The organism is Paenibacillus phyllosphaerae (assembly GCF_014192105.1).
GTDB classification, from domain to species: domain Bacteria; phylum Bacillota; class Bacilli; order Paenibacillales; family Paenibacillaceae; genus Paenibacillus_Z; species Paenibacillus_Z phyllosphaerae.
Map to the genome: position 1 here is coordinate 405,604 of NZ_JACHXK010000002.1, position 23,095 is coordinate 428,698.

The following is a 23,095-nucleotide window of genomic DNA, read 5'->3' on the forward strand; positions in this document are numbered from 1 at the left end:
GCAAGGAGGTTATCGATAGGCATGTCCGATGTGAACATATGGATGGCATTCGGAGCGGGGATTGCTTCTTTTATCTCTCCCTGCTGCCTGCCGCTGTATCCCTCTTATCTTTCCTACATAACAGGCGTCTCCGTTACCGATCTGAAGAGCGATAAGCCGGGAGCGAGCATCCGATTCAAGACGATGACCCATACGTTGTTCTTCATTATCGGCTTCTCGGTGGTCTATTACACGCTCGGCTACGGTACCAATGCGTTCGCGGATATGTTCGCCGAGCATCAGACACTGATCCGGCAGCTGTCCGCCGTGCTTATCATCTTGATGGGACTGATTCTGACGGGCTTGATCCAACCTAGAGCGCTGCTCAGAGAGCGGAAGATGGACTTTCGAATGAAGAAGTCCGGTTACTTCGCTTCCTTCATCTTCGGGATCGGCTTCTCCGCGGGCTGGTCGCCTTGCACGGGTCCGATCCTTGCGGCCATCTTGGCGTTGGCTGCGTCCGAGCCAGGGACTTGGTTCCAGCTGACGACTGCCTATTCGCTCGGTTTCGCCATTCCGTTCTTCGTCCTGGCCTTCTTCATCGGGACTGCGCGCTGGATCGTGAGATATTCCGCCGTCATGATGAAGATTGGCGGAGCTGTTATGATTCTGATGGGCTTTATGCTCTTTACGAACCAGATGACGCAGATTACGATCTGGCTGAACTCGATCACGCCGGAATGGCTGAAGTTCTAGGTGAAATAATCGATCGTTGCATCCGGAAAATGTTCAAAGATGCGCTCCGAGATAAACATGCGGAGCGCTTCTGCTTGTTCATCGGGATAAACGTATTTGCCTTGTCCCCAGCGTCCCCACTTGTACTTCCGCTTCTCGATCTCCATCTCCAATTTCGTCTTCGGATAACGTTTCTCAATCACGTTTTTGGCCGTCTTCGTGAACCGGTGCTGGATCAGCTCGAAGGTCAAGCCGCTCGACGCATCCTTCGGCAAAGCTTCCGAAAGGGAGGCGAATAGCTCGGCATAACCTTCCTCCCAGCCGTCATGCCAGATGATCGGCGCAACGATGAAGCCGAGCGGATAGCCGGCGCGCGCGACCTTTGCCGCCGCTTCGATACGGTCCTCGAACCGTGACGTAGCAGGCTCGAAATGTTTGATCACATATTTGTCATTGACGCTAAATCGGATGCGCGTATGGCCATTGTGCTTCAGCGGAAGCAGGGAGTCCACGTGGTGAAACTTGGTGACGAAGCGAAGGCGTCCGTGCTCTTGATCGGCCATGAATTCGATGAGCTCAGCCAAGCTGCCCGTGATCGGCTCGAGCCCTACCGGGTCAGAGGTACAGGCCGCTTCGAATCGCGTAATCTCGGGGGCGCGCTCGTCTATGTACGCTTTCGCCGCATCCATAATGTCATCGGTATTCACGTAGACGCGAATATAGGGCTTGGCGCCGAGCGTGGTCTGCAGATAACAATAATGGCAGTGGCCCATGCAACCGGTGGCGATCGGAATCGCGTATTCGGCAGACGGTTTGGACGTATCGAACTTCAGCGTCTTGCGGAGGCCGACGACTAGCGTCCGTTTGGCGATTTTGTATTGCTCGAGCTCCGAGTCCCCGGGCAAGTTCGTGATCCGGTTATGGGAAGTTGTCATGCGGAAGGGAATGCCGGTTTCCTTCACCCATTCCATGATTCGCTGCCCTTTCGGATAATCGAGAGCCGCCGGTTCAAAATAGACGAGTTCGGGAATGAACGATTCGGCTTTTTTCCTTGCGGGCGGCCGTTCCAACGTTGTCTGCAAAGCGATTCGCCTCCTTGTGCGTGCTGCATCATTAAGGGGTAGTCTGCGCCCTGCATCAGCTCGCCAAACATGGAAACTTCGGTCACCTTAGGTTGCTTCCGGTGTCGATCGCAGTGTATGATACATAGAGTGATAAGAGGCCTGTCAGGTTTGTGCATGGTTGTACAAGCAGGCGGGCGATTGGGAAATAACCGCCGATCAGCGCATGTAAGGCAGATGGGTTGCGGCGCGTAAAGTTGGGACGATGGCTGAATGGGGGTTCTTTCAATGCCGACGCCAAGCATGGAAGATTACTTGGAGCGTATTTATAAACTGATTGACGAGAAGGGGTATGCCCGGGTTTCCGATATTGCAGAAGGTCTGGAAGTCCATCCCTCCTCGGTGACGAAGATGATTCAGAAGCTCGATAAGGACAACTACCTGATATATGAGAAATACCGCGGGCTGGTGCTCACGAACAAGGGCAAGAAGATGGGCAAGCGCCTCGTGGACCGCCATCAGCTTCTCGAATCCTTCCTCACCGTGATTGGGGTTCAGGACGAGAACATCTATACCGATGTCGAAGGAATCGAGCATCATCTGAGCTGGGATTCCATCACTTGTATCGAGACGCTTGTGGAATATTTCCGCCGCGATCCAAGCCGTCTTGAGGAATTAAGAGCCGTACGCTCCGATCTGGAGAATGAATAGCTTGAAGTAAGAGCCGCTTCCCGATTCTTGAAGGGAGCGGTTCTTTCTTTTATGGCGCGTGTCAGAGGCAAGCTGATTCGGCATATACATCACTTTAGCGTTCGACCCTCAGGCATCGTGAAGGGCAGCGCGTTCCCATGCGGTGGGAGGGGTGTAGATGACGAGCATTAATGCGGTATTCGAAGGCGGCGGCGTCAAAGGAATCTCGCTCGTAGGCGCGGTGAAGGCTACAGAAGAGCGCGGCATTGCGTTCAACCGGTTGGCGGGCACATCGTCCGGCGCGATAATTGCCTCCTTGCTGGCTGCAGGCTATAACGCCGACCAGCTTCGCCATGTGATCGAGGCGACCCCGTTCGAATCGTTCTTGAAGCGGGGCGGGTTGTATAAGTTGAAGATCGTCGGTCCTGCCGCAAGAATATTTATTAAAGGCGGGCTGTACAGCGGAGAAGCGCTCTTATATTGGATTACGAAGCTGCTGGAGGAGAAGGGCATCCTGACGTTTAATGATCTGCCGCACAATAAATTGAAAATCGTCGCTTCCGATATTACGAATGGCCGCTTGCTCGTGCTGCCGGACGATATCCGGCAATACGGCCTTGACCCGGGGCGGATGCCGGTTGCGGCAGCGGTGCGGATGAGTTTGAGCATTCCTTATTTTTTCGATCCGGTACGGATCCGAATGACTCGCGGCGTCAGACAGCCGGACGGCCGTCGCCGAATGTGGGCTTATGTCGTGGATGGCGGACTGCTCAGCAACTTTCCGATGTGGCTGTTCGATTCGCCGAATAAGGAGGAGGCCGACGGCTTTTCGGCCGTAGGGTATCAATTGGTGGGAAAAAACGAAACCGAACCCCGTCAAATCCGAGGTCCGGTTTCCATGTTCCAGGCGATGTTCGAGACGATGCTGCAAGCGCATGACGAACGGTATATTGAGAAGCACAATCGCGAACGTACGATCAAGATTCCTACATTAGGCGTTCGCACAACCGATTTCTCGCTGTCCAAAGCGGAGAGCGATGCGCTCTACGAGTCTGGATATAAAGCGGCGAAGGCTTATTTCGATAAGCCCGGCTGCAGAGTGTTCCAGAAGTAGTTTTAGTGATACTTCGGCAGGTTGTCGTCATCCTTGCCGCCTTCGATGACGCGGAACGGCACAGTCTTCCGCGTCTTTGGCTTGCTGCTCATCGTGTCTCTTCTTGCTTCTTGCTTCGGCCGAGGCTTAGCGCGCCGTCCTCGAATTTGAAGGAAGTAAGCCACAAAGATAGCGCCAAGAACAATCACCGGAATGAGCAGTCTTTCGGGGAAGAAATACAGCTGATAGACAAGACCCAATCCGGCGAGTGTAAGAATGACGACGAACAAAGGACTCATTTTGCGTGGCATAACCTCACCCTTTCTTCCCACTTTGGCATTTAAGCGGTTTTACTCATTTGACCCATCTCGCGGTCAATTTCCAGCATCCGATTGAAGGAAGCGATCGATACTTCGACTTGGTCATCGGTCGGTTCTTTGGTCGTCAGCTTCTGCAGCCACAGTCCCGGATAGCCAAGGAAACGCAAGACCGGAAGCTCGCGCATCGCGTTCGTCATACGAAGCGCTTCATACGACGCGCCAAGTACGACAGGGAGCAGCAGAATCCGGATGTAGATCCTCTCCCACATGTTATCCCAATGGAAGAATGAATAGACAATGACGCCCACCAGTACAGAGAAAACGATGAAACTGCTGCCGCAGCGGTAGTGTAGACGGGTGAAGCGCTGTACATTCTGAACCGTCAGCTCTACGCCAGCCTCATAGGCGCTGATCACCTTATGCTCGGCCCCATGGTATTGGAACAACCGTTTAATAAGCGGCGTCAATGAGATCAGATACAAGTAGGACAACAGGAACAGAATCTTAATTAAACCTTCAAGCAGGTTGTGTACTATTATATTCAGGTCAGCTTGTCCAAAGATCAATCCTTCGAGAACTGCAGGAACAACCGTGAATGCAAGCTTGCCGAATATAAAGGATAGCACGCCCGCGACAGCAACCCCGACGATCATGCTGAGGCTCCAACCGCTTTTCTCCTGCTTGGCAGGCTTATCCGGTTCTTCATCGGAATGATCTTCGGCATAGGCTTCCATCGAGAAGTTCAAATGCTGGGAGCCCTTCGCGCTTGATTCCAGAATGCCGACCACACCGCGCACGAGCGGAATTTTCTTTAGCTTTTGCAGCCAGGGCTGCGAGGTGCGAGGTACCTCATAGAAGACGATTTCGTTATCTTTGCGCCGTACCGCTGTTACGTTGACATGCTTGCCAGCAAACATGACACCTTCGATGACGGCTTGCCCTCCGTATATATTGCGCGATTGCTGCGACAAGGGCGAATCACCATCCTTTGTTCGTCTGGAATGTATTCTTCATTCTATTGTACTTGATTCATGAACCGAATGCGAGCGGTACCCGTTACCGACAAACTGCCAATGATGGGCCTTCGATTACAACGAAGAAAAAAGCGGCATACTAGCGGAAGACACCTATCCATGCAACGACATACAGGAGGTTTGAGAGACAGATGCGCGTATCGCACAGTCAGCAGAAAAGAAGACGCCGCCATCGGACGAACCGGCTGATGTTCGGCCTGAATCTTGGTTTTTTCGCCGGTCTGATCTTCGGAGTCGGCCGATGGATCGTGTATTATTTGCAGTACACCAGGGTGGTGCCGGGCTTCCTTATCGACAGCTTCTTCCGCATATCCTTCCTGAAGACAGGCTGGGGCCAGCTGCTCGGACTCGGAAGTTTTATCGTCTTCTCGATCGTGGCGACCTTCCTTTATATGTTCCTGCTCGGACGGTTCAAGGGGCCTTGGGCCGGCCTGATATACGGCGCAGTATGGTGGGGAGGGCTTTTCCTTGTCATAGGTCCGCTCCTTGGACTCGTCGAACCGATCAGGCAGATCGGCTATAATACGCTCTCTACAGAGTTGGCCGTATTCCTCATCTGGGGCTTGTTTATCGGCTACACGTACGCATTCGAATTCCACGATGAGGCGTCCAGAGAGCCGATGATGTCCGGGGTTGGCCGCGCCGGCGCCAGATAAGTGATGAGATACTTCTCAAAGCGCAGGACATTGTGGTAAAATGGCAATTGATCTATGCGCTGGGGAGGTTCCTTATGCTATCCATACTCGTATTGAACGGACCGAACCTGAACATGCTTGGCGTTCGTGAGCCCGGTGTTTACGGAACGACCACATTGAAGGAGATCGAATCGATGGTACAGGCCCAAGCTGCAGAGCTAGGGGTATCGATTTCGTTCTATCAATCGAATCACGAAGGTTATCTCATCGATCGTATTCATGAGGCATACGGCAACGTGGATGGAATTGTCATCAATCCCGGCGCGCTGACGCATTACAGCTATGCGCTGCGCGACGCGCTGAGTACAGTAGCCATTCCTTTCGTTGAAGTGCATCTCTCCAATATCCATAAACGTGAGCCGTTCCGGCATGTGTCCGTAACGGCTCCTGTGGCGATAGGACAGATTGCCGGCTTCGGAGCGCAGAGCTACATACTTGGCCTAAGCGGACTTGTCAGTCATCTCAAGGCTGAACAGTCTAGAAGCTGACCTAAGAATAACGGCAGGCATGGGAAAGGAAGAGGACGATGACGAACAATCGTTTATCGGGAGTCCGAAATCGGATGAGCGAGCTTGGCTTGGATGGGCTGCTCGTCACAAGTGCGGTCAATCGCCGTTACGTCAGCGGTTTTACCGGTTCTGCCGGCGTGCTGCTTATTACAGCCACGCAAAGCTTCCTCGTAACCGACTTCCGCTATCGGACGCAGGCTCCTGAACAAGCGCCAAGCTTCACGGTTGTAGAGCATGGAGTCAAGCTGATGGAGACGATTGCGGAGCTGACGGGCACGCATCACGTGAAGCGGCTGGGCTTCGAGCAGGACCATGTCGTTTTCTCGGAATACGTGGCATGGAAGCAAGACTTGGCAAGCGTGGAACTGGTGCCGGTGTCCGGCATGATCGAGAAGCTGCGAATGTTCAAGGATGAGTCGGAGCTGGCTATTATGCGTGAGGCTGCGGCGCTTGCGGACGACACGTACCGCCATATGCTGAACATCATTAAGCCTGGCATTCGCGAACTGGATCTCGCTCTGGAGATGGAGACGTTCATGCGCAAAGGCGGGGCTGCCGGGCCATCTTTCGAGACGATCGTAGCCTCCGGCGAACGGTCGGCATTGCCTCACGGTGTAGCAAGCGAACGAATTGTGGGCAATAATGAATTCGTGAAGCTGGATTTCGGCGCCTACTATAACGGTTACTGTTCCGATTTGACCCGGACAGTCGTTGTAGGCTCGCCAACCGAGAAGCACCGCGAGATCTACGCGATCGTGCTGGAAGCGCAGCTGACAGCGCTTGCCGGGATCAAGCCAGGCATGACCGGCCGTGAAGCGGATGCGCTCGCCCGCGATGTGATCACCCGCTATGGCTATGGCGATATGTTCGGCCATGGCACAGGCCACGGCTTGGGCATGGAGATCCATGAAGCGCCTCGCTTGTCGAAGATGAGCGATACGGTACTGGAGCCGGGGATGACCGTAACGGTAGAGCCGGGTATTTATTTGCCGGGCTTTGGCGGTGTGCGGATCGAGGATGATATCGTCATCACCGAGACGGGCAATACATTGCTAACCGGTTCATCAAAGGAATTACATATTTTGGGATAGTTCATGGTTTACTACCTTTAGGAGGGAAATTGCAGTGATTTCAGTCAACGATTTTAAAACAGGCCTTACCGTCGAAGTAGAAGGCGATATTTTCACAGTTATCGATTTCCAACACGTTAAGCCAGGTAAAGGCGCAGCATTCGTACGTTCGAAGCTGAAGAACCTTCGTAACGGCAACACGGTTGAGCGTACTTTCCGTGCAGGCGAGAACATCGGCCGTGCCATCATCGAGAACCGCGCGGTACAATACCTGTACAACTCGGGTAACGAATATTCGTTCATGGATAACGAAACTTACGACCAGTTCACGCTGGAGAAGAAGCAGCTGGAATGGGAAGTTAACTTCCTCAAAGAGAACATGACCGTTAACATCACGAGCTACCAAGGCGAGATTATCGGCATCAACTTGCCGAACAGCGTTGACCTTAAAGTCACCGAGACTGAGCCCGGCGTTAAAGGCAACACGGCGCAAGGCGCTACGAAGAACGCAACGGTCGAAACAGGCCTGAACGTTCAAGTTCCGCTGTTCATCAACGAAGGCGACGTGCTTCTGATCGATACGCGCGAAGGCAAATACATCTCCCGCGCTAAAGAGAACTAAGCGAGGATTTTTGGCACCGTCCGTGCATTGCACGGACGGTTTTGTCATATTCAAATAGGCAGAATTGTGCTATAATCTGATTTTGTATACGTTATAGAAATCGTTGTTGGGAGTGGATCAGCGGTGTCGTTGATTGTGATGAAGTTCGGCGGCAGCTCCGTCGGCACGACGGAACGGATGCAGCGTGTCGCCAGACGGATTGCCGATTATAAGGAAGCCGGTCATAAGGTCGTCGTCGTCGTTTCTGCCATGGGTGATACAACGGATGACTTGATCGATCAATCGAAGAAACTTAATCCGAATCCGCCGGCGCGCGAGATGGATATGCTGCTGACGACAGGCGAGCAGATCTCGGTCGCGCTTTTGTCGATGGCGATTCATGCGATTGGACATAGCGCCGTATCGTTCACAGGCTGGCAGGCCGGTATCCGTACAGAAGCTGTACACAGCAAGGCAAGAATTACGGATATTACCCCGGATCGGATTTTCGCAGCGCTTGATGCAGGCAGCGCCGTTATCGTTGCGGGCTTCCAGGGCATGACGCTTGAAGGCGAGATTACGACACTCGGCCGCGGCGGTTCGGATACGACTGCGGTTGCGCTTGCAGCTGCAATCAAGGCCGACGTGTGCGAGATTTATACGGATGTAGATGGCGTCTATTCGACTGACCCTCGCGTGGTCAAATGCGCTCGTAAACTGGATGAAATCTCTTACGATGAGATGCTGGAGCTGGCCAACCTCGGTGCGGCTGTCCTTCATCCGCGCGCGGTCGAATACGCCAAGCATTACAATGTACGCCTTGTAGTGCGTTCGAGCTTTACGCAAAACGAAGGTACGAGTGTGAAGGAGGAAGCAGTCATGGAGCAAGGAGTTGTCGTCCGCGGCATCGCATTTGACAAGAACGTAGCAAGAATCAGTATCCTTGGCGTCGAGGACGAGCCGGGCGTTCTGGCCAAAGTGTTCGGCGCGCTCGCGGATAACGGAATCGACGTCGATATTATCGTACAAAGCGGTGTTCAAGGCGGCAAAGCTGACTTCTCGTTCACCGTGTCGCTCGACGACGAAGAGAAAGCCAAACAGGTCGTGGAGAGTATCCGTGGTAACGTTCCTTACCGTGAAGTGACTTCTGAAGTCGGTCTCGTGAAAGTATCGATCGTAGGTGCCGGCATGGTCAGCAATCCAGGCGTAGCCGCGAAGATGTTCGACGTGATCTCGAAGCTCGGCGTCAGCATCAAGATGGTCAGCACATCGGAGATCAAAGTATCCTGTGTCATCGCTGCCGAACAAGTCCAAGACGTCATTCGCGGCTTGCACACGGCATACGGATTGGATACGGCTGAGCAAGTATTCGTTGGCGGACCGCAAGATCGCCGTTAATCCCTATCGTAACGCGTATTAGAAAAGCCGGTCTCGCTGGCAGTCCAATGAAGGGCTGCTAGAGACCGGCTTTTTTTGTGCTGCATGGTTACATCTTTCCTGCAATCATGGTGAAAATCTTGAACAATATGGCCGTAATGCCTGCTGCCATCAGGGGGCCGACCGGAATGCCGCGGAAGAAGACGATCCCGATGATCGAACCGACGACTAGACCGACGACAAGCTGGGGGTCCAGCCTTAACATTTCGAGTCCCTTGCCATTGACGTAGGTCGCGACCGCACCGCCGGTCAGCGCCAGAATGCCGGGCCAGGAGGTTAGCGCATTAACGATATCCTTCATCGTAATTCGGTCCGTAGCGAAAGGGACGAGTACGCTGAAGGTAAGGAACAGCAAGCCGAGCTCGAGGCCTCGCCGTTCGATCGTCGGCATGAACCGCTCAAGATGAATAAGCTTGACGATAAGCAGCACGCACGCTGCGGTTGATATGATAGGCGATCTGCCTATAAGACCGACGATGATAAGGATAACAAGAATGATTTGCCCATTCATACCCGTACGACCCCATCCCCCGAATACGTGTAACGCGTCTTGGCCGCAGGAAGCGGGAGAAAGTGGTCCTCGCGTTCACGGTCGACAGACCAGGTAGGGCTGCACTGTCCTCAAGGCTTGGCGCGTTCATAGCTTACTCTATGAAACAAGCCCTTCAGTTATGTCAGCTCAGCTGCAGCGTATCCCCTTGCAGGCGAGGAACGGCTTGACTGCAGTCAATCTGCGCGCAACGTTCCACATCGCGTGAACATCCCAGCTTAATGAGCCGCTTCCCGGTTGTTCCGGACAGCAAGGTTCCCACGACGTTGTGCTGGGCGTGTTGGTAGAACCCGTGCATCGCCGTTCCGAAGTCGTCGGTTTCGACGTTCTGGCCGCAGAATGATTTGATTTTTGAAATGATAAGTCCGGCGCACAACCCATCTTCCAACGCGAATTCGTCATGACTGCCGGCGCAGAGGAGGACGACATCACGTCTTAACTCTGCCGCGGCTTTGGCGCAGGCTGTTGCGTTCATGAGACAACCGGCCAGTACGTGATCTGCCCGAAGGGACTTGTGCAGCGCACGCGTGCCATTGGTAGTCGTAAGCACGACTCTGCGGTTCCTGACCACCTCTGGCGTAAATTCATATGGAGAATTGCCTAACTCGAAGCCGGCAATCTTCCGGCAAAAACGTTCTCCGGCGAGCAAATCGCCTGACCGTCCGAGCGCTCTTGCTTCCAGTACAGTCTCGACCGGAACGACGCCGCAAGCGCCAGCCTCAAGCGCCGTGACAATCGTGCTGGTCGCCCGGAGTACGTCAATGACGATAGCCGTCCGCTGAGCCAGCCGGCCTTCTCTGGCTTCGTTTACGGTGGATATGACTTCAATATGCATAGTCTTTCGACTCCGCCTTCCTTATTCGCTCTCGCTATAGGCCTTGGAGAGCGGCTAAATCATGTAATGTAGGGCTTCCGCCGATAACTCGCGAACCCCAAATTTGAATGTATCCGAGCGAAGTCCTCTCCGCATGGTCTCCAGAGCCAGCGCTTCGCCTGGCTGAATATTGCCCAGATGCACATTAGGGCCGAACTTCTGCAGCAGCAGCACCTGTTGCTGTTTAAGCGGCGCTTCCCACATCAGCATGTGCGTCTCCGGAAAAATCCGGCAAACCGACTCCAACGCATCTTGCCTGCAATCGCCCTGATTGTCGAACAGGCCAACCCCCACGCCAGATTCGCGGGCTTCGATCGTGACCAACGACGCGCCTGCCTCCAGATCGCTATCTGCCGTAACCGCCAGTTCCGAGGCATCGACAAGGGAGCCGGAGAGCTTCTTCCCGTACTCGGTCACAACGCGAAGGCCGTGCCGCAGACCTTCCTGAATTAATTCGGTCCGTTTCGCACGCGATAGTTCGATCGTCCCGTCCGAAACTTCAATCGCCGTAAATCCCAGCCGGCAGGCCGTCTCGAAGAACAACGGTACGATATCCTGCGAAACGGCTGTTTCAAGCAGTGTCCCGCCTGGCATGACGTGAAGACCGTGCCTTTTGGCCAGCTCGATTTTATACAGAAGCAGGTCCGTTTTATATAGAGGCGCCGTGCCGAAACCAAGTTTGATACAGTCCACGAAATCGGCGCTCGTCTCGATCAGATCATCGAAGGCATGGCGCCCCAAGCCTTTATCGATGATCATTGTCTGCCCGCGTTCGGTAGACCGATCCGCTTCACACTTTGGGCTGCGCTGCTCACTCGGGTCATGCAGCTGATTCGGCCATGCCGCACGTTGGAATGATTTCATTCACAATCTCCTCGCTTCTTGTCATCCTTTAGACAATGGTGGTCGTAACATGAGCATCATATGCACGGCGTACCGGGCATGTGCCCGCCCTGATTCCTACCGACAACCTTCTTTCATTTCGTCATGAACCATAGACAAGCTTGCATATGCTTATAGCAAAGCAAGGCATTCACAGGTTGGTTTGATAGAGTAGCTTGGCGATCAAGCGAAGAAAGGAGGGGGAGATGTGATTAATAAAATCGTGCTCAGCATGGCCACTTTGCGGATCCTTTCCGGTTCGATCGAAATCATAGCGGCGCTTATTATGTTAAGGCTTAATCAGATTGACAAGGCGCTAGTCGTGAATTCGTCGCTGGCTTTCGTCGGTCCGCTTATTCTGATTGCGACGACGACGATCGGTCTTGTCGGCATGTCGGATAAATTGTCCATGGGCAAACTGGCATGGATTATAGCGGGGATAACGTGCCTGATGGTCGGTATTCTTAAAAAATAGATTCGATATTGCGAGAAAAGGCAAGGAGCTTGTCATACTAGGCGGGTTGTCCGCATAGGATGGAGCAAGTTATCGATTCGCAACAGGCAAGACTTGGATGGATCAAAGGAGGGAACCGCAATGCTGACGCGCGTGGTACACCTGCTCCCGGCAGAACTAGCCGCCGTGCTTGAACGCATGCCGCAGCGGGTTAAGCTGACCGTTGAGGAGATTCGCGTAAGGGAGAATCGTGCGCTGGAGATTGGGTACGAAGGCAGCTTTCGTTTTGTCGGATCGGACGGAGTCCTCCATACACGTCCTGAAGCAGCGTACAAGCCCGGGACCGACATTTGCCGGAAGCTGCTGGAGCGAGTCACGAACCATTCGCTGTATGCGATGGAAGAGGAGCTGCGCCGCGGTTATATTACGGTCGGCGGCGGCCACCGAATCGGCATTGCGGGTAGAACCGTGCTTGAAGCAGGAAGCGTAAGAGGCATCCGTGAGGTAGGGGCGTTCAACGTGAGGATCGCGCGTGAGGTTGTCGGGTCAGCCGCAAAGGTGCTTCCGAAGCTGCTCGATTTCAGCCGACGATCGGTTCTCCCCACGTTAATCGTTGCTCCTCCGCAGCAAGGGAAGACCACGCTCGTTCGCGATCTGGCCCGGTCGGTCAGCTCTGGCGCTTGGGGTCATCCGGCGGCGGCAGGATGGGAAGGGAGAAAAGTCGGCATCGTGGACGAGCGCTCCGAGATCGCGGCATGCATCCGCGGCGTTCCTTCCTTCGATATCGGGCCTCGAACCGACGTCATGGACGCGTGTCCCAAAGCCGAAGGCATGATGATGATGCTTCGTTCGATGTCGCCGGAGGTACTCATTGTCGACGAAATTGGCCGTCCGGAAGATGCGGACGCCATCTTGGACGCCAGCTATGCCGGCATTGCTGTCGTCGCTACCGCACATGCCAAAGATTTGGAAGAGGCGCGCGGACGCCCGGCACTGCGCAGGCTGCTCGAAGCAGGAGCATTCGAGCTATGCGTTGAGCTGCAGCGAAGCGAAGAGGGGCTAATCAGCCGCGTAGTTCGTACAGGCCCTGCGGCACGATCGCCGGCGGCCAGAGAGCGCGCCCCAGCGACAGGAGGCAGTGTCCATGGTTAAGTTGATCGGCGCCGTGCTGATCTTGTTCGCCGGTACGATGATCGGCTTTCAGCAAGCGTCCAGATTCGCGGCCAGGCCGCGTCAGATCCGCCAGCTGATTCATGCGCTTCAGCGTCTCGAGACCGAGATCGGGTACGGCTACACGCCGCTTCCGGAGGCCATGTCCAATACAGCGATTCATCTTCCTGAGCCGATCAAGAGCATGTTCCATGAGGTGTGCCGATTGCTTGCTCAGGATAACGAATTAAGCTTTCGGGAGTGCTGGGAGCAAGCGGTCGTGAAGCACTGGCCGTCGACGGCGATGAAAAGCGCTGAACGCTCGGCGCTCATTCGGCTCGGCACGTCGCTTGGCATAAGTGACCGAGACGACCAAATCAAGCATCTGAAGCTTGCGGAGACACAGCTCGGTGCGGAAGAGGAGGCGGCAAGAGATGAACAAGCGCGCTATGAAAAAATGAGCAGAAGCCTTGGCGTTCTGGTTGCAGCGCTTGTCGTCATATTGATCGTTTAGTGGGGTGCCGGGTGAATGAACATAGATGTTAGCGCCATTTTTCAAATTGCCGGAATCGGTATTATTATCGCCATGATCCATACCGTTCTGAAGCAGATGGGCAAAGAAGATATGGCGCATTGGGTAACGCTCATCGGATTCGTTGTCGTGCTGTTCATGGTCGTCCGGTTGCTGAATGATCTGTTTCAGGAGATCAAAGCGATATTCCTATTCCAATGAATGAAAAAGGCAGGCGAGGTGAGGTGAAACCCGAATGGATATAATTCAAATCGTCGGACTTGGACTCATCGCAGCCGTGCTTACGCTCGTCGTTCGGGAACAAAAGCCGATGTTCGCCTTCCTGTTGGCCGCATTCACTGGATTATTCATCTTCCTATATATGATTGGCAAGATCGAGGCGGTGATCAGCGTGTTGGAGCAATTGGCCGACCGCTCGGGGATCCCTTCGATCTATCTCAAGACCATTCTTAAGATCATCGGCATCGCCTATATTGCCGAATTCGGCGCCCAGATCGTGCGGGATGCCGGGCAAGACAGCGTCGCTTCCAAGATCGAATTCGCTGGCAAAGTGCTCATTCTCGTAATGGCTGTCCCGATCATCGGCGTTATCGTGGAGACGGTAATCGGACTGCTCCCGGCAGGAGGTTGATCGGCGATGAAGCATACAAGGCTGATCTTCAAGGTCCAAGCGTGTCTCGTCGTTCTCTTGTTGGCCGTGCTTACTCTCATGCCGCTATCGGAATTCGTCTTCGCAGGAGAAGAGGGGGCGCCGCAAACGGAAGCTCAGCCAGCCAATCCGAATGCGATTGCGGACGAGCAGCTCAGCGGCATCGATACGGAAGCGGTGGAGTCCTATTGGAATAAGCTGATGGACGAGTATGGCGGGTTATTCCCGGACCGCGAAGTCCCGAGCTTCATGGAGATGATCCTCCCTGGCGGCGAAGGGCTGAAGCTGACCACGATTCTGCGCGGGCTGATGGAATACGTGCTCCATGAGATTCTCTACAACGGCAAACTTCTCGTCACGATCGTCATGCTCACGGTGTTCAGCATGATTCTGGAGACGCTGCAGACCGCATTCGAACGCAACACGGTCAGCAAGGTCGCCTACAGCATTACGTACATGGTCATGATCGTCATTGCCGTCAACAGTTTCAACGTCGCCATCGGGTATGCCAAGGATGCGATTGCAGGCATGATCGAGTTCATGATGGCGATGATCCCGCTGCTGCTCACGCTGCTGGCGAGCATGGGCAACGTGGTGACGGTTTCGGTCATGCATCCGCTGATCATCTTCATGATCCATGCGGTCGGAACGGTCATCTACACCATCGTGTTCCCGCTGTTGTTCTTCTCGGCCGTGTTGCATATCGCCAGCGCGATTACCGACAAGTTCAAAGTGACGCAGTTGGCAAATGTCTTGCGTAATTTCGCGATCGGACTCATGGGCGTCATGCTTACGATCTTCCTGGGCGTCATCTCCGTCCAAGGAGCAACCGGCTCGGTGACGGACGGCGTCACGATGCGCACCGCCAAATTCGTCGCCGGCAACTTCGTGCCTGTCATCGGACGAACCTTCTCCGATGCTGCCGATACCGTCATGTCCGCTTCCTTACTGGTGAAGAATGCGATCGGCCTTGCAGGCGTGATCATCCTGATTCTGCTCTGCGCCTTTCCCGCGGTCAAAATATTGACGCTGGCCTTGATCTACAACGTATCAGCTGCGGTTATGCAGCCGCTCGGCGACAGTCCGATCGTCGGCTGTCTACAGACCATCGGCAAAACGCTTATCTATGTATTCGCTGCTCTCGCTGCCGTCGGGCTGATGTTCTTCCTGGCCGTAACGATCATCCTGACGGCCGGTAATGCTGCGGTCATGATCAGATGACGTCACGCACAAGACAATGAAGTAGGTGATCCCATGCTGGACTGGCTCGCGGCTTGGCTTCGGCAGATAATCGCAGTCGTGCTGCTCGCTGGAATTGTAGACCTGCTGCTGCCGAACAAGTCCATGCAGCGATATGTCAGGCTGGTCGCGGGGCTGATCATCCTGCTGACCATTCTCTCGCCGGTCATGCGCGCGCTGCAAGGGGATTTCGGCACGAAGCTGCACGAGAGCTTCGACGCTTGGCTCGATTCTCCGAATCAGGTCAAATACAAGATGCCAACCTTGCAGGATATCCAGCGGGACGCGGAAGAGCTTAAGCGCAAACAGGACAAGGCAGCGGATGCCTTAACAGAAGCCAGGTTAGGCGAAGCGATGGTGCTCGAGATCGAGCAGCGGACCGGACTGGCGGTGCAGGCGGTGCAGGTGAATCTGGTGCGGGAAGACGGCGCTGCCGAACCGGCCATTGAACAGGTCGTCGTTACCTTAGCGACTTCCGAGGAGGAGTCGGATAAGCTGACGGCTGCAGACGATATCGGCGTCACGACGGAGGAGATCGCCGATGTGCCCGATATCGAGCCGATTACGATCGATGCAGAGGCGTCACAAGGAGATCAAGCCTCTGCGCCAGTTGATCAAGCCGAGGAAGCGATGGCTTCGGTCGAAGAGGGGAAAATGGTTGCCATTCGGTCCGTTCTGCAGGAGAGTTTCTCCATTAATCCTTCGCTCGTCGCAGTGCGTGGGTCGGCTGCGGAAGAGAGCTGAATATACAGACAGATTCCAAGAAAGGGGTGAATATAAGTGGCCAAATGGCTGGAGGGTTTCGAGAAGCTCATCGGCGGAGGGCCGGGGGGCGCGAAGCGGGTGAACACGATGAGATGGCTGCTGTTGATCGGCGCCATCGGCATAGGGCTTGTGTTGTTCAATTCCTTTCTAACCTTGCGGACCATTGACCCAGCCTCCGCGCAGACGCAGCAGCAGGAATCCCAGATTGAACCCTCCGATCAGGCGGCGTTCAAAGGCGGGGGCAGTGAGGAAACGCCATTCGATGTGATCGAACGGCCGCTCGAGAACCGGCTGAAGGACATACTGGAGAAGATCGTTGGGGTCGGCGAGGTCGATGTGTTCGTTACGATCGATTCGACGGAAGAGAAGATCCTCGGACGTAACGAGAAGGAGTCCCAACAGATCACGAACGAGAAGGATAAGAACGGCGGCAGCCGCAATACGACTTCGATTACGAAGGACGGTCAGATCGTGCTGTACCAGTCCGGAGGGGACGAGGAGCCGCTGGTGACCAAATATATCAAGCCGCAAATCCGCGGTGTCATGATCGTGGCCAAAGGGGCGGAGAATCAGACGGTAAGGCGCCTCTTGCTGGACGCGGTGCAAAAGGGGCTGAACGTCCCGATTACGAACATATCGGTTATTCCGCGCAAGCATGCTTCATAATCCGAGAAGAAGATAAGGGAGGCAATTATTCATGAATTCCAAAAGACAAACGGTATGGCTCGTTTCGATGCTCAGCTTGATGGTGATTCTGTCGGCGTACTACTTGTTCACCGAGGACGTCAATCCGTCTTCGAATCTGCTGACCGACGGCACGCAGCAGGAGCAGCAGCTGCAGGACGGCGCAACTGAAGTGACGGCAGACGGCGCCAAAGAAGAAGGCATCGTCGTGGACAAAGTCGAGCAAGCGGACGGAACGGCAACGGCAGAGGCAGGCACGACGGCTGAAGCCGAGCAAGCGGATCAAGAAACGTTGGAACAGATCGAAGCGCAAGGGCTGGCAAGCAATGCATTCGACGAACTGCAATACAAGCGCGATCAGAAGAACGCGGCAGAGAATGACCGTCTGATGTCCGCCCTCTCGGCGCAGGACGAAGAGACAGCGACCAAAGCCGTGGATGAGCTGGCGCAACTGGAAGACAAAACAGCGAAAATGACAAGCCTCGAAGAAGAGCTGGGCAAAGAGTTCAAAACGGTTCTGATTACTCCGCAAGCCGGGAACAAATACAAAGTCGTCGTGCAAAGCGAAAAGTTGGATAAGAGCCAAGCAGACAGCATCATCATTCGTGTAATGGATGAACTGGGCCTGAAGGCGGAACAAGTATCGGTACAGTTTATCTCGTAATACGAATAGCTGATGCAAGCCCTCTACTCGGCTGGTCCGGGCAGGGGGCTTGCTCTATTTCTCCGGAGTGAAACTTGTCTCGCCGCCATAGGACGGCGAAAGCCGTTTCACCTTGAAATATAAGCATTTATAAGTTTACTCTTTATAAATCGTCTTCCATTTCTCCGGAGTGAAACTTGTCCCGCCGCCATAGGACGGCGAAAGCCGTTTCACCTTGTTATGACCAACTACTAAATTTTTCAGTTCGTGTTCAGATGGGTTTGTGCTATAATAACTCTGTTATGTGCAAGTTTTGGCATTTGCAATCGTTTTATTAAGGTCTAGGACTAGCTGCTGCTTAATGGACAGCCTGTCGTGACTTTGCGCTTAGGCAGATGCAGCTTAATACCAATTTCCGCAAGTTATGGAAGCCGGTCGCAGCACAGAAACCTTTTAGGAGTGAAATCATGTTTAAGCTGAACGAAATTAAAGAATTGATCGAACTGGTCGATAAAACGTCCGTCCACGAGGTGGAAATCGAAAATGAAGGCGCCCGTTTATTGATCCGCAAGCCGGGCAAGACCGAAGTGGTTAATGTTCAGACAGCGCCTGCAATTCCTACATATACACAGGTTGCACCGGTTGCTACTGCACAGCCGGCCGCTACTGCGCAAGCGGCGCAGCCTGCTGCACAGCCTGCAGCGAAAGACGCGAATCTGCATACGATTACATCCCCGATGGTCGGGACATTCTACCGCGCTTCTTCGCCGGATAACCCGCCATTCGTCAGCGCAGGCGATCGCGTCAACGAGAAGACGGTCGTATGTATTCTTGAAGCGATGAAGCTGATGAACGAACTCGAAGCGGAAGTGCGCGGCGAGATCGTAGAGGTTCTGGTCGAGAACGGCCAGCTCATTGAGTTCGGGCAGCCATTGTTCCTGGTGAAGCCGGAGTAAGCTTGATTGCGTACAAGCTAAGCATTAGGCAGCCAAGATCGAGGCGTGAAAGGAGCTCATGAACGTGAAATTCAACAAAATATTGATCGCCAACCGCGGCGAGATTGCCGTTCGGATCATCCGCGCGGCTCGCGAGCGGGGGATCCAGACGGTAGCGGTATATTCCGAAGCCGATCGGGACTCGCTGCACGTGCGTTTGGCCGATGAAGCGTATTGCATCGGTCCGGTAGCGTCCAAGGACAGCTACTTGAACCTGACGAATATTATGAGCGTGGCTACGCTTACCGAATGCGACGCGATCCACCCGGGTTATGGTTTCCTGGCGGAGAATGCGGGATTTGCCGAAATTTGCGAGTCATGCAATGTCACATTCATTGGACCGTCCCCTGAAGCGATCAGCAAGATGGGCGATAAGGCCGTAGCTAAGAAAACCATGAAAGCAGCCGATGTGCCGGTCATTCCGGGTTCCGAAGGTTTGGTCGAAGATATGGATGAAGCGATTCGCGTTGCGCGCGAAATCGGTTATCCGGTCATTATCAAGGCAACTGCAGGCGGAGGCGGCAAAGGCATCCGGATTGCAGAGGACGAAGAATCGCTCGTATCCCAGATTACGACAGCACAGCAGGAAGCCCAGAAGGCTTTCGGCAATGCAGGGGTATATCTGGAGAAGTATCTGACCGGGATGAAGCACGTCGAGATCCAGATCATGGCCGACAAGCACGGCAATGCCGTCCATCTCTTCGAACGGGATTGCTCGGTACAGCGTCGCCGTCAGAAGCTGGTAGAGGAAGCGCCTTGTCCGGTGCTGTCGCCAACGCTTCGTGAGCGTATGGGGCAAGCGGCTGTTCGAGCGGCATTGGCCGTTAACTACGCAGGAGCAGGTACGTTGGAGTTCTTGCTTGGTCCGGACGGGAACTTCTACTTCATGGAGATGAACACCCGTATTCAGGTCGAACATCCAGTTACCGAGCTGATTACGAATGTCGATCTGATCAAGGAAATGATCTCCGTCGCCGAAGGCAATCCGCTTTCATTCAAGCAGGAGGATCTGAAGATCAATGGCTGGGCGATCGAATGCCGCATTAACGCCGAGGATTCGGATCGGAACTTCATGCCATCACCTGGCACCATCAACTTCTATCTCCCGCCGGGCGGACTTGGCGTTCGTGTCGACAGCGCGGCTTACCCTGGCTATACGATTTCGCCGCACTATGATTCCATGATTGCGAAGCTGATCGTATGGGGCGAGACGAGAGACGAGGCGATTGCCCGGATGAAGCGGGCGCTTGATGAATTTGCGATCGAAGGCATTCGCACGACGATCCCGTTCCATCAGAAGCTGCTGAATCATCCGATGTTCGTGAAAGGCAACTTCGATATCAAGTTCCTCGAAGAACACGACGTTAACAATCCGGGCCGAGACATCTAAATATCTTGCGCAATGAACGATAGCGACATCGTCAGAATGTCGCTTTTCGTTTGCTTGCCCGGATTATAAGATGATGGCGGACCTCACCTGAAGAATTGTACAGGTTTGTCATAATTCCCGCCGGATGCTATAGTATAGGAATAAGAAGCGGATGAGCCTTTCGGTTAACAGGCCGGAAGTTACGCTACTTTACGGGAGGTGTAAGAAGGACCATGAGCACACTTGCTGCGGACTATGAGAAGACAGACATGGGCACGATTCAGATTGCACCCGAAGTCATTGAGATCATCGCAGGACTTGCGACGATCGAGGTTCCAGGCGTCGCTGGCATGAGCGGCGGTTTTGCGGGCGGCATTACCGAGCTGCTGGGCAGGAAGAACCTGGCTAAAGGCGTTAAGGTAGAAGTCGGCCAGCGCGAAGCGGCTGTCGATGTCTCCATCATTGTGGAATACGGCAACCGTATCCCGGAGATCGCATCTGACATTCAACGCAATGTCAAACGTTCGATCGAGATGATGACAGGCTTGCATGTCGTAGAAGTGAACGTCCATATTCACGATGTTCATTTCAAGACGGCTGAGAAGCCGGAAGAGGAAGAAGCGACTCATCGCGTGAAGTAACACCCGGCGTCATGACAATTCATGTTAAGACCCCCTGGAGATCGGCTTGCCGCTCGGCACTAGGGGGTTTTGTTCAGTCCGGGCCAAGGAGGAAGGGCAATCGTGATCAGAGTATTGGACAAGCTTCTATTGTTTGTTTATAGCCTTGGTATCGGCACGCTTGCGGTGCTCGGCTTTTGCGCTGGCTTCGGATGGATTCCTGAAGATATGATGGAGCAATTCATTGGCGATCTGTATGGCGGCGTTGAATGGCTGCAGCCGACAGTGATTATCGTTTCGGCCATCGTGTTTCTCGTTAGCCTTCGTTTCTTCTATGTTTCATTGAGAAGAAGCAACGCGGCAGCGATGTCGATCGATCAGCGTACCGACTTCGGCGACATCCGTATTTCGCTCGAGACCGTAGAGAATCTTGCGCTTAAGGCTGCTGGCCGGCAACGCGGGGTCAAGGACCTGAAGGCAAGAATCCGAATGAATGAAGCGGGGATCACGGTAACGATTCGCGCGATCGTGGATGGAGAAACGTCCATTCCCGTATTAACGGAGGATATTCAGCGTTCGGTCAAGACTCATGTGGAGGAAATAACGGGTATACCAGTTGCGGATGTTTCGGTATTCGTGGCGAATATAATCCAGACGGCAAACTTTAAGAGTCGCGTAGAATAGGGGTGATGCCGATGTGGAGAGAAATATGGGAATCCTATGGGGGCCGGATCGTCGGCGTAGCCGCAGGCATTATACTCGGTATTTTATATTTTATTGTTGGCTTCTGGGATATGCTGTTTTTTGCGTTATTGCTTTGTATCGGTTACACCATCGGGAAGAGCAAGGACGAACGAACCGGCCCGATTATCCCTTGGGACAGGCTCACGGAATGGCTGATGCAGCGATGGAGGCCATTCAAGTAGCGGTATGATCTCCTCCGTACTCCGGACGAACGATGAAGCGGTACCGTTCGGGGCAGGGAGGAGATCATATTTTTGAGGCAAGGCTAAACGGTGCTTGTTAATGACTATGCTAGGGAGGACCTATGAAACGAAGGCTTGCACGGGAAATTGCGGTACAGAGCTTGTACCATATGGAAATGAATGAGGTAACGGCTGGAGATGCCGTCAATATGTTGTCCGACGAGGCGCAAAACGAAGAGAACGAGATCGGTGCGAACGCGGCCGATATGAAAAAGATCGACGAATATGTTCGCGAGCTTGTATCCGGCGTAACCGAGCGCAAGGCCGCGATTGACGATATGCTCCAGCATTATTTGACGGGCTGGCAGGTTGACCGTCTGTCGCGCGTAGACCGCCAGATTCTGCGTCTCGCTTGTTATGAGATGGTATTCCGCAGCGATGTGCCGCCCAAAGCGGCGATCAATGAAGCGATCGAGCTGGCGAAGCATTTTGGCACCGACGAGTCCGGCAAGTTTGTTAACGGCGTGCTAGGTAAGCTGCTTCAGGCATTGGACGAGCTTAAACCGAAAGCGTAGGGGATTTCCTTACGCTTTCGTTTCATACTTTTTTATCGATTGAATCTGGAAGAAGCGTTTCTCCCATGGGGAAGTAAAGTCGGTACATAAGGAGAGGTATGCATGGTCGCACAACGTATTGAAGGTAAACAAATCTCGGATGAAATCCGTTCCGAACTTATTCACAAGACGGCTGAATTGGCCAAACAAGGGGTTGTGCCAGGATTAGCCGTCGTCTTGGTCGGGGAAGATCGGGCTTCGCAAGTGTATGTGGCAAGCAAAGCGAAAGCATGCGAACAACTGGGGTTCTATTCTGAAGTACATCGCCTGGAAGCTTCGACCACGCAGGAGCAACTGCTGGCGCTGATCGACAAGCTGAACAACCAGTCGAATATCCATGGCATTCTCGTACAGTTGCCTTTGCCTTCGCATATTGAAGAGAAAGCTGTTATTGACGCAATCGACGTGAAGAAGGACGTTGACGGCTTCCACCCGATCAGCGTGGGCAACCTTGTGATCGGTGACGATAGCTTGCTGCCATGCACGCCGGCTGGCGTAATTGAGCTGATCAAGCGCAGCGGCAACACGATTGCCGGCAAACATGCGGTTGTCATCGGCCGGAGCAATATCGTCGGCAAACCTGTGTCGATGCTGCTGCTGCGTGAACACGCGACAGTGACGATCTGCCATTCGCGGACAGCGAATATGGAGGCGATTGCACAAACGGCCGATATCCTTGTCGTTGCGATCGGCAAGCCGCAAGCGATCGGCGCAAGCTTCGTGAAGCCGGGCGCAATCGTGATCGACGTAGGTATTAACCGTCTGGAAGATGGCAAGCTTGTTGGTGACGTGGATTATGAAGATGTACTCGACACAGCTGGTTTTATTACCCCAGTTCCCGGCGGCGTAGGTCCGATGACGATTACCATGCTGCTGGCCAATACGCTTAAGGCTGCGGAGCAAGCGAATCGAATCGGGGGGTAACC

Annotated in this window: 30 protein-coding genes; 24 read left to right on the top strand and 6 right to left on the bottom strand. The window is 53.9% G+C overall.

Features of this window, described 5'->3' with window-relative positions:
- Window positions 1-21: 21 nt before the first annotated feature.
- Window positions 22-735, top strand: coding sequence for a cytochrome c biogenesis CcdA family protein (locus tag FHS18_RS05910; RefSeq protein ID WP_183597962.1), 714 nt, complete (start codon window positions 22-24; stop codon window positions 733-735).
- On the opposite strand, the gene splB is transcribed toward FHS18_RS05910, so the two are convergent.
- Window positions 732-1,796 carry a spore photoproduct lyase gene (gene splB, locus FHS18_RS05915; protein WP_183597964.1) on the bottom strand — a complete coding sequence of 355 codons (1,065 nt, stop codon included), beginning with the start codon at window positions 1,794-1,796 and terminating at the stop codon, window positions 732-734. The genes FHS18_RS05910 and splB overlap by 4 nt on opposite strands.
- A gap of 267 nt (window positions 1,797-2,063) precedes the next feature.
- Here splB and mntR point away from each other — a divergent pair, with 267 nt between their 5' ends.
- Together mntR and FHS18_RS05925 are read left to right on the top strand one after the other, a co-directional pair.
- A complete protein-coding gene (gene mntR / locus FHS18_RS05920; RefSeq protein ID WP_183597966.1) occupies window positions 2,064-2,486 on the top strand; it encodes a transcriptional regulator MntR in 423 nt (140 codons plus the stop codon).
- A gap of 157 nt (window positions 2,487-2,643) precedes the next feature.
- Window positions 2,644-3,579 carry a patatin-like phospholipase family protein gene (locus FHS18_RS05925; protein WP_183597968.1) on the top strand — a complete coding sequence of 312 codons (936 nt, stop codon included), beginning with the start codon at window positions 2,644-2,646 and terminating at the stop codon, window positions 3,577-3,579.
- 2 nt (window positions 3,580-3,581) lie between these two features.
- Here FHS18_RS05925 and FHS18_RS05930 read toward each other — a convergent pair whose 3' ends face one another.
- The gene (locus tag FHS18_RS05930; protein WP_183597970.1) at window positions 3,582-3,869 is read right to left on the bottom strand and encodes a transporter permease; all 288 of its coding nucleotides are present in this window, start codon (window positions 3,867-3,869) and stop codon (window positions 3,582-3,584) included.
- A gap of 29 nt (window positions 3,870-3,898) precedes the next feature.
- Complete coding sequence (locus tag FHS18_RS05935) at window positions 3,899-4,849, bottom strand: DUF1385 domain-containing protein (protein WP_246427478.1); 951 nt, start codon at window positions 4,847-4,849, stop codon at window positions 3,899-3,901.
- 194 nt (window positions 4,850-5,043) lie between these two features.
- Here FHS18_RS05935 and FHS18_RS05940 point away from each other — a divergent pair, with 194 nt between their 5' ends.
- The 5 genes from FHS18_RS05940 to FHS18_RS05960 all read left to right on the top strand — a co-directional run bounded on the left by FHS18_RS05940 (window position 5,044) and on the right by FHS18_RS05960 (window position 9,185).
- Entirely contained in the window at window positions 5,044-5,568 is a 525-nt protein-coding gene (locus FHS18_RS05940) for a YqhR family membrane protein (protein WP_183597972.1), read from the top strand.
- A gap of 74 nt (window positions 5,569-5,642) precedes the next feature.
- Entirely contained in the window at window positions 5,643-6,095 is a 453-nt protein-coding gene (aroQ, locus tag FHS18_RS05945; RefSeq protein ID WP_183597974.1) for a type II 3-dehydroquinate dehydratase, read from the top strand.
- A gap of 38 nt (window positions 6,096-6,133) precedes the next feature.
- On the top strand, window positions 6,134-7,207 hold the full coding sequence (locus FHS18_RS05950) for a M24 family metallopeptidase (protein WP_183597976.1): 1,074 nt from the start codon (window positions 6,134-6,136) through the stop codon (window positions 7,205-7,207).
- A 34-nt stretch (window positions 7,208-7,241) separates the two neighbouring features.
- Window positions 7,242-7,808, top strand: coding sequence for an elongation factor P (gene efp / locus FHS18_RS05955; RefSeq protein ID WP_183597978.1), 567 nt, complete (start codon window positions 7,242-7,244; stop codon window positions 7,806-7,808).
- Between the two features lie 123 nt (window positions 7,809-7,931).
- Window positions 7,932-9,185, top strand: a complete 1,254-nt coding sequence (locus FHS18_RS05960; protein ID WP_183597980.1) for an aspartate kinase — start codon at window positions 7,932-7,934, stop codon at window positions 9,183-9,185.
- Between the two features lie 88 nt (window positions 9,186-9,273).
- Here FHS18_RS05960 and FHS18_RS05965 read toward each other — a convergent pair whose 3' ends face one another.
- From FHS18_RS05965 to comA, 3 genes are all read right to left on the bottom strand, one after another.
- A complete protein-coding gene (locus FHS18_RS05965) occupies window positions 9,274-9,735 on the bottom strand; it encodes a DUF441 domain-containing protein (RefSeq protein WP_183597982.1) in 462 nt (153 codons plus the stop codon).
- Window positions 9,736-9,898: 163 nt separating this feature from the next.
- The gene (locus FHS18_RS05970; protein WP_183597984.1) at window positions 9,899-10,609 is read right to left on the bottom strand and encodes a 2-phosphosulfolactate phosphatase; all 711 of its coding nucleotides are present in this window, start codon (window positions 10,607-10,609) and stop codon (window positions 9,899-9,901) included.
- Window positions 10,610-10,663: 54 nt separating this feature from the next.
- Window positions 10,664-11,512: a phosphosulfolactate synthase gene (gene comA / locus FHS18_RS05975; protein ID WP_183597986.1), complete on the bottom strand. Its 849-nt coding sequence runs from the start codon at window positions 11,510-11,512 to the stop codon at window positions 10,664-10,666.
- A gap of 226 nt (window positions 11,513-11,738) precedes the next feature.
- Between comA and FHS18_RS05980 the strand changes: the two genes are divergently transcribed.
- From FHS18_RS05980 to folD, 16 genes are all read left to right on the top strand, one after another.
- Window positions 11,739-12,005, top strand: coding sequence for a DUF2619 domain-containing protein (locus FHS18_RS05980; RefSeq protein WP_183597988.1), 267 nt, complete (start codon window positions 11,739-11,741; stop codon window positions 12,003-12,005).
- 120 nt (window positions 12,006-12,125) lie between these two features.
- Window positions 12,126-13,136 (top strand): stage III sporulation protein AA, encoded by a 1,011-nt coding sequence (gene spoIIIAA / locus FHS18_RS05985; protein WP_183597990.1) that lies wholly within the window; start codon window positions 12,126-12,128, stop codon window positions 13,134-13,136.
- Complete coding sequence (spoIIIAB, locus tag FHS18_RS05990; RefSeq protein WP_183597992.1) at window positions 13,129-13,647, top strand: stage III sporulation protein SpoIIIAB; 519 nt, start codon at window positions 13,129-13,131, stop codon at window positions 13,645-13,647. Before spoIIIAA ends, spoIIIAB begins: the two co-directional genes overlap by 8 nt.
- Before the next feature lie 15 nt (window positions 13,648-13,662).
- Complete coding sequence (gene spoIIIAC, locus FHS18_RS05995; RefSeq protein WP_183597994.1) at window positions 13,663-13,866, top strand: stage III sporulation protein AC; 204 nt, start codon at window positions 13,663-13,665, stop codon at window positions 13,864-13,866.
- Between the two features lie 34 nt (window positions 13,867-13,900).
- The gene (spoIIIAD, locus tag FHS18_RS06000; RefSeq protein WP_183597996.1) at window positions 13,901-14,296 is read left to right on the top strand and encodes a stage III sporulation protein AD; all 396 of its coding nucleotides are present in this window, start codon (window positions 13,901-13,903) and stop codon (window positions 14,294-14,296) included.
- 6 nt (window positions 14,297-14,302) lie between these two features.
- Window positions 14,303-15,535 carry a stage III sporulation protein AE gene (gene spoIIIAE, locus FHS18_RS06005; protein ID WP_183597998.1) on the top strand — a complete coding sequence of 411 codons (1,233 nt, stop codon included), beginning with the start codon at window positions 14,303-14,305 and terminating at the stop codon, window positions 15,533-15,535.
- Between the two features lie 33 nt (window positions 15,536-15,568).
- The gene (gene spoIIIAF / locus FHS18_RS06010; RefSeq protein ID WP_183598000.1) at window positions 15,569-16,297 is read left to right on the top strand and encodes a stage III sporulation protein AF; all 729 of its coding nucleotides are present in this window, start codon (window positions 15,569-15,571) and stop codon (window positions 16,295-16,297) included.
- A 36-nt stretch (window positions 16,298-16,333) separates the two neighbouring features.
- The gene (spoIIIAG, locus tag FHS18_RS06015; RefSeq protein ID WP_183598002.1) at window positions 16,334-16,984 is read left to right on the top strand and encodes a stage III sporulation protein AG; all 651 of its coding nucleotides are present in this window, start codon (window positions 16,334-16,336) and stop codon (window positions 16,982-16,984) included.
- A 31-nt stretch (window positions 16,985-17,015) separates the two neighbouring features.
- Window positions 17,016-17,666 (top strand): SpoIIIAH-like family protein, encoded by a 651-nt coding sequence (locus FHS18_RS06020; RefSeq protein WP_183598004.1) that lies wholly within the window; start codon window positions 17,016-17,018, stop codon window positions 17,664-17,666.
- A gap of 446 nt (window positions 17,667-18,112) precedes the next feature.
- Window positions 18,113-18,601: an acetyl-CoA carboxylase biotin carboxyl carrier protein gene (gene accB, locus FHS18_RS06025; RefSeq protein ID WP_183598006.1), complete on the top strand. Its 489-nt coding sequence runs from the start codon at window positions 18,113-18,115 to the stop codon at window positions 18,599-18,601.
- Window positions 18,602-18,665: 64 nt separating this feature from the next.
- A complete protein-coding gene (accC, locus tag FHS18_RS06030; RefSeq protein ID WP_183598008.1) occupies window positions 18,666-20,030 on the top strand; it encodes an acetyl-CoA carboxylase biotin carboxylase subunit in 1,365 nt (454 codons plus the stop codon).
- 212 nt (window positions 20,031-20,242) lie between these two features.
- Window positions 20,243-20,650, top strand: coding sequence for an Asp23/Gls24 family envelope stress response protein (locus tag FHS18_RS06035; protein WP_183598010.1), 408 nt, complete (start codon window positions 20,243-20,245; stop codon window positions 20,648-20,650).
- 102 nt (window positions 20,651-20,752) lie between these two features.
- The gene (amaP, locus tag FHS18_RS06040; protein ID WP_183598012.1) at window positions 20,753-21,313 is read left to right on the top strand and encodes an alkaline shock response membrane anchor protein AmaP; all 561 of its coding nucleotides are present in this window, start codon (window positions 20,753-20,755) and stop codon (window positions 21,311-21,313) included.
- A gap of 11 nt (window positions 21,314-21,324) precedes the next feature.
- Window positions 21,325-21,555, top strand: coding sequence for a DUF2273 domain-containing protein (locus FHS18_RS06045; RefSeq protein WP_409348535.1), 231 nt, complete (start codon window positions 21,325-21,327; stop codon window positions 21,553-21,555).
- Between the two features lie 122 nt (window positions 21,556-21,677).
- Window positions 21,678-22,130 carry a transcription antitermination factor NusB gene (nusB, locus tag FHS18_RS06050; RefSeq protein WP_183598016.1) on the top strand — a complete coding sequence of 151 codons (453 nt, stop codon included), beginning with the start codon at window positions 21,678-21,680 and terminating at the stop codon, window positions 22,128-22,130.
- A 102-nt stretch (window positions 22,131-22,232) separates the two neighbouring features.
- On the top strand, window positions 22,233-23,093 hold the full coding sequence (folD, locus tag FHS18_RS06055; protein WP_183598018.1) for a bifunctional methylenetetrahydrofolate dehydrogenase/methenyltetrahydrofolate cyclohydrolase FolD: 861 nt from the start codon (window positions 22,233-22,235) through the stop codon (window positions 23,091-23,093).
- Window positions 23,094-23,095: the final 2 nt, after the last annotated feature.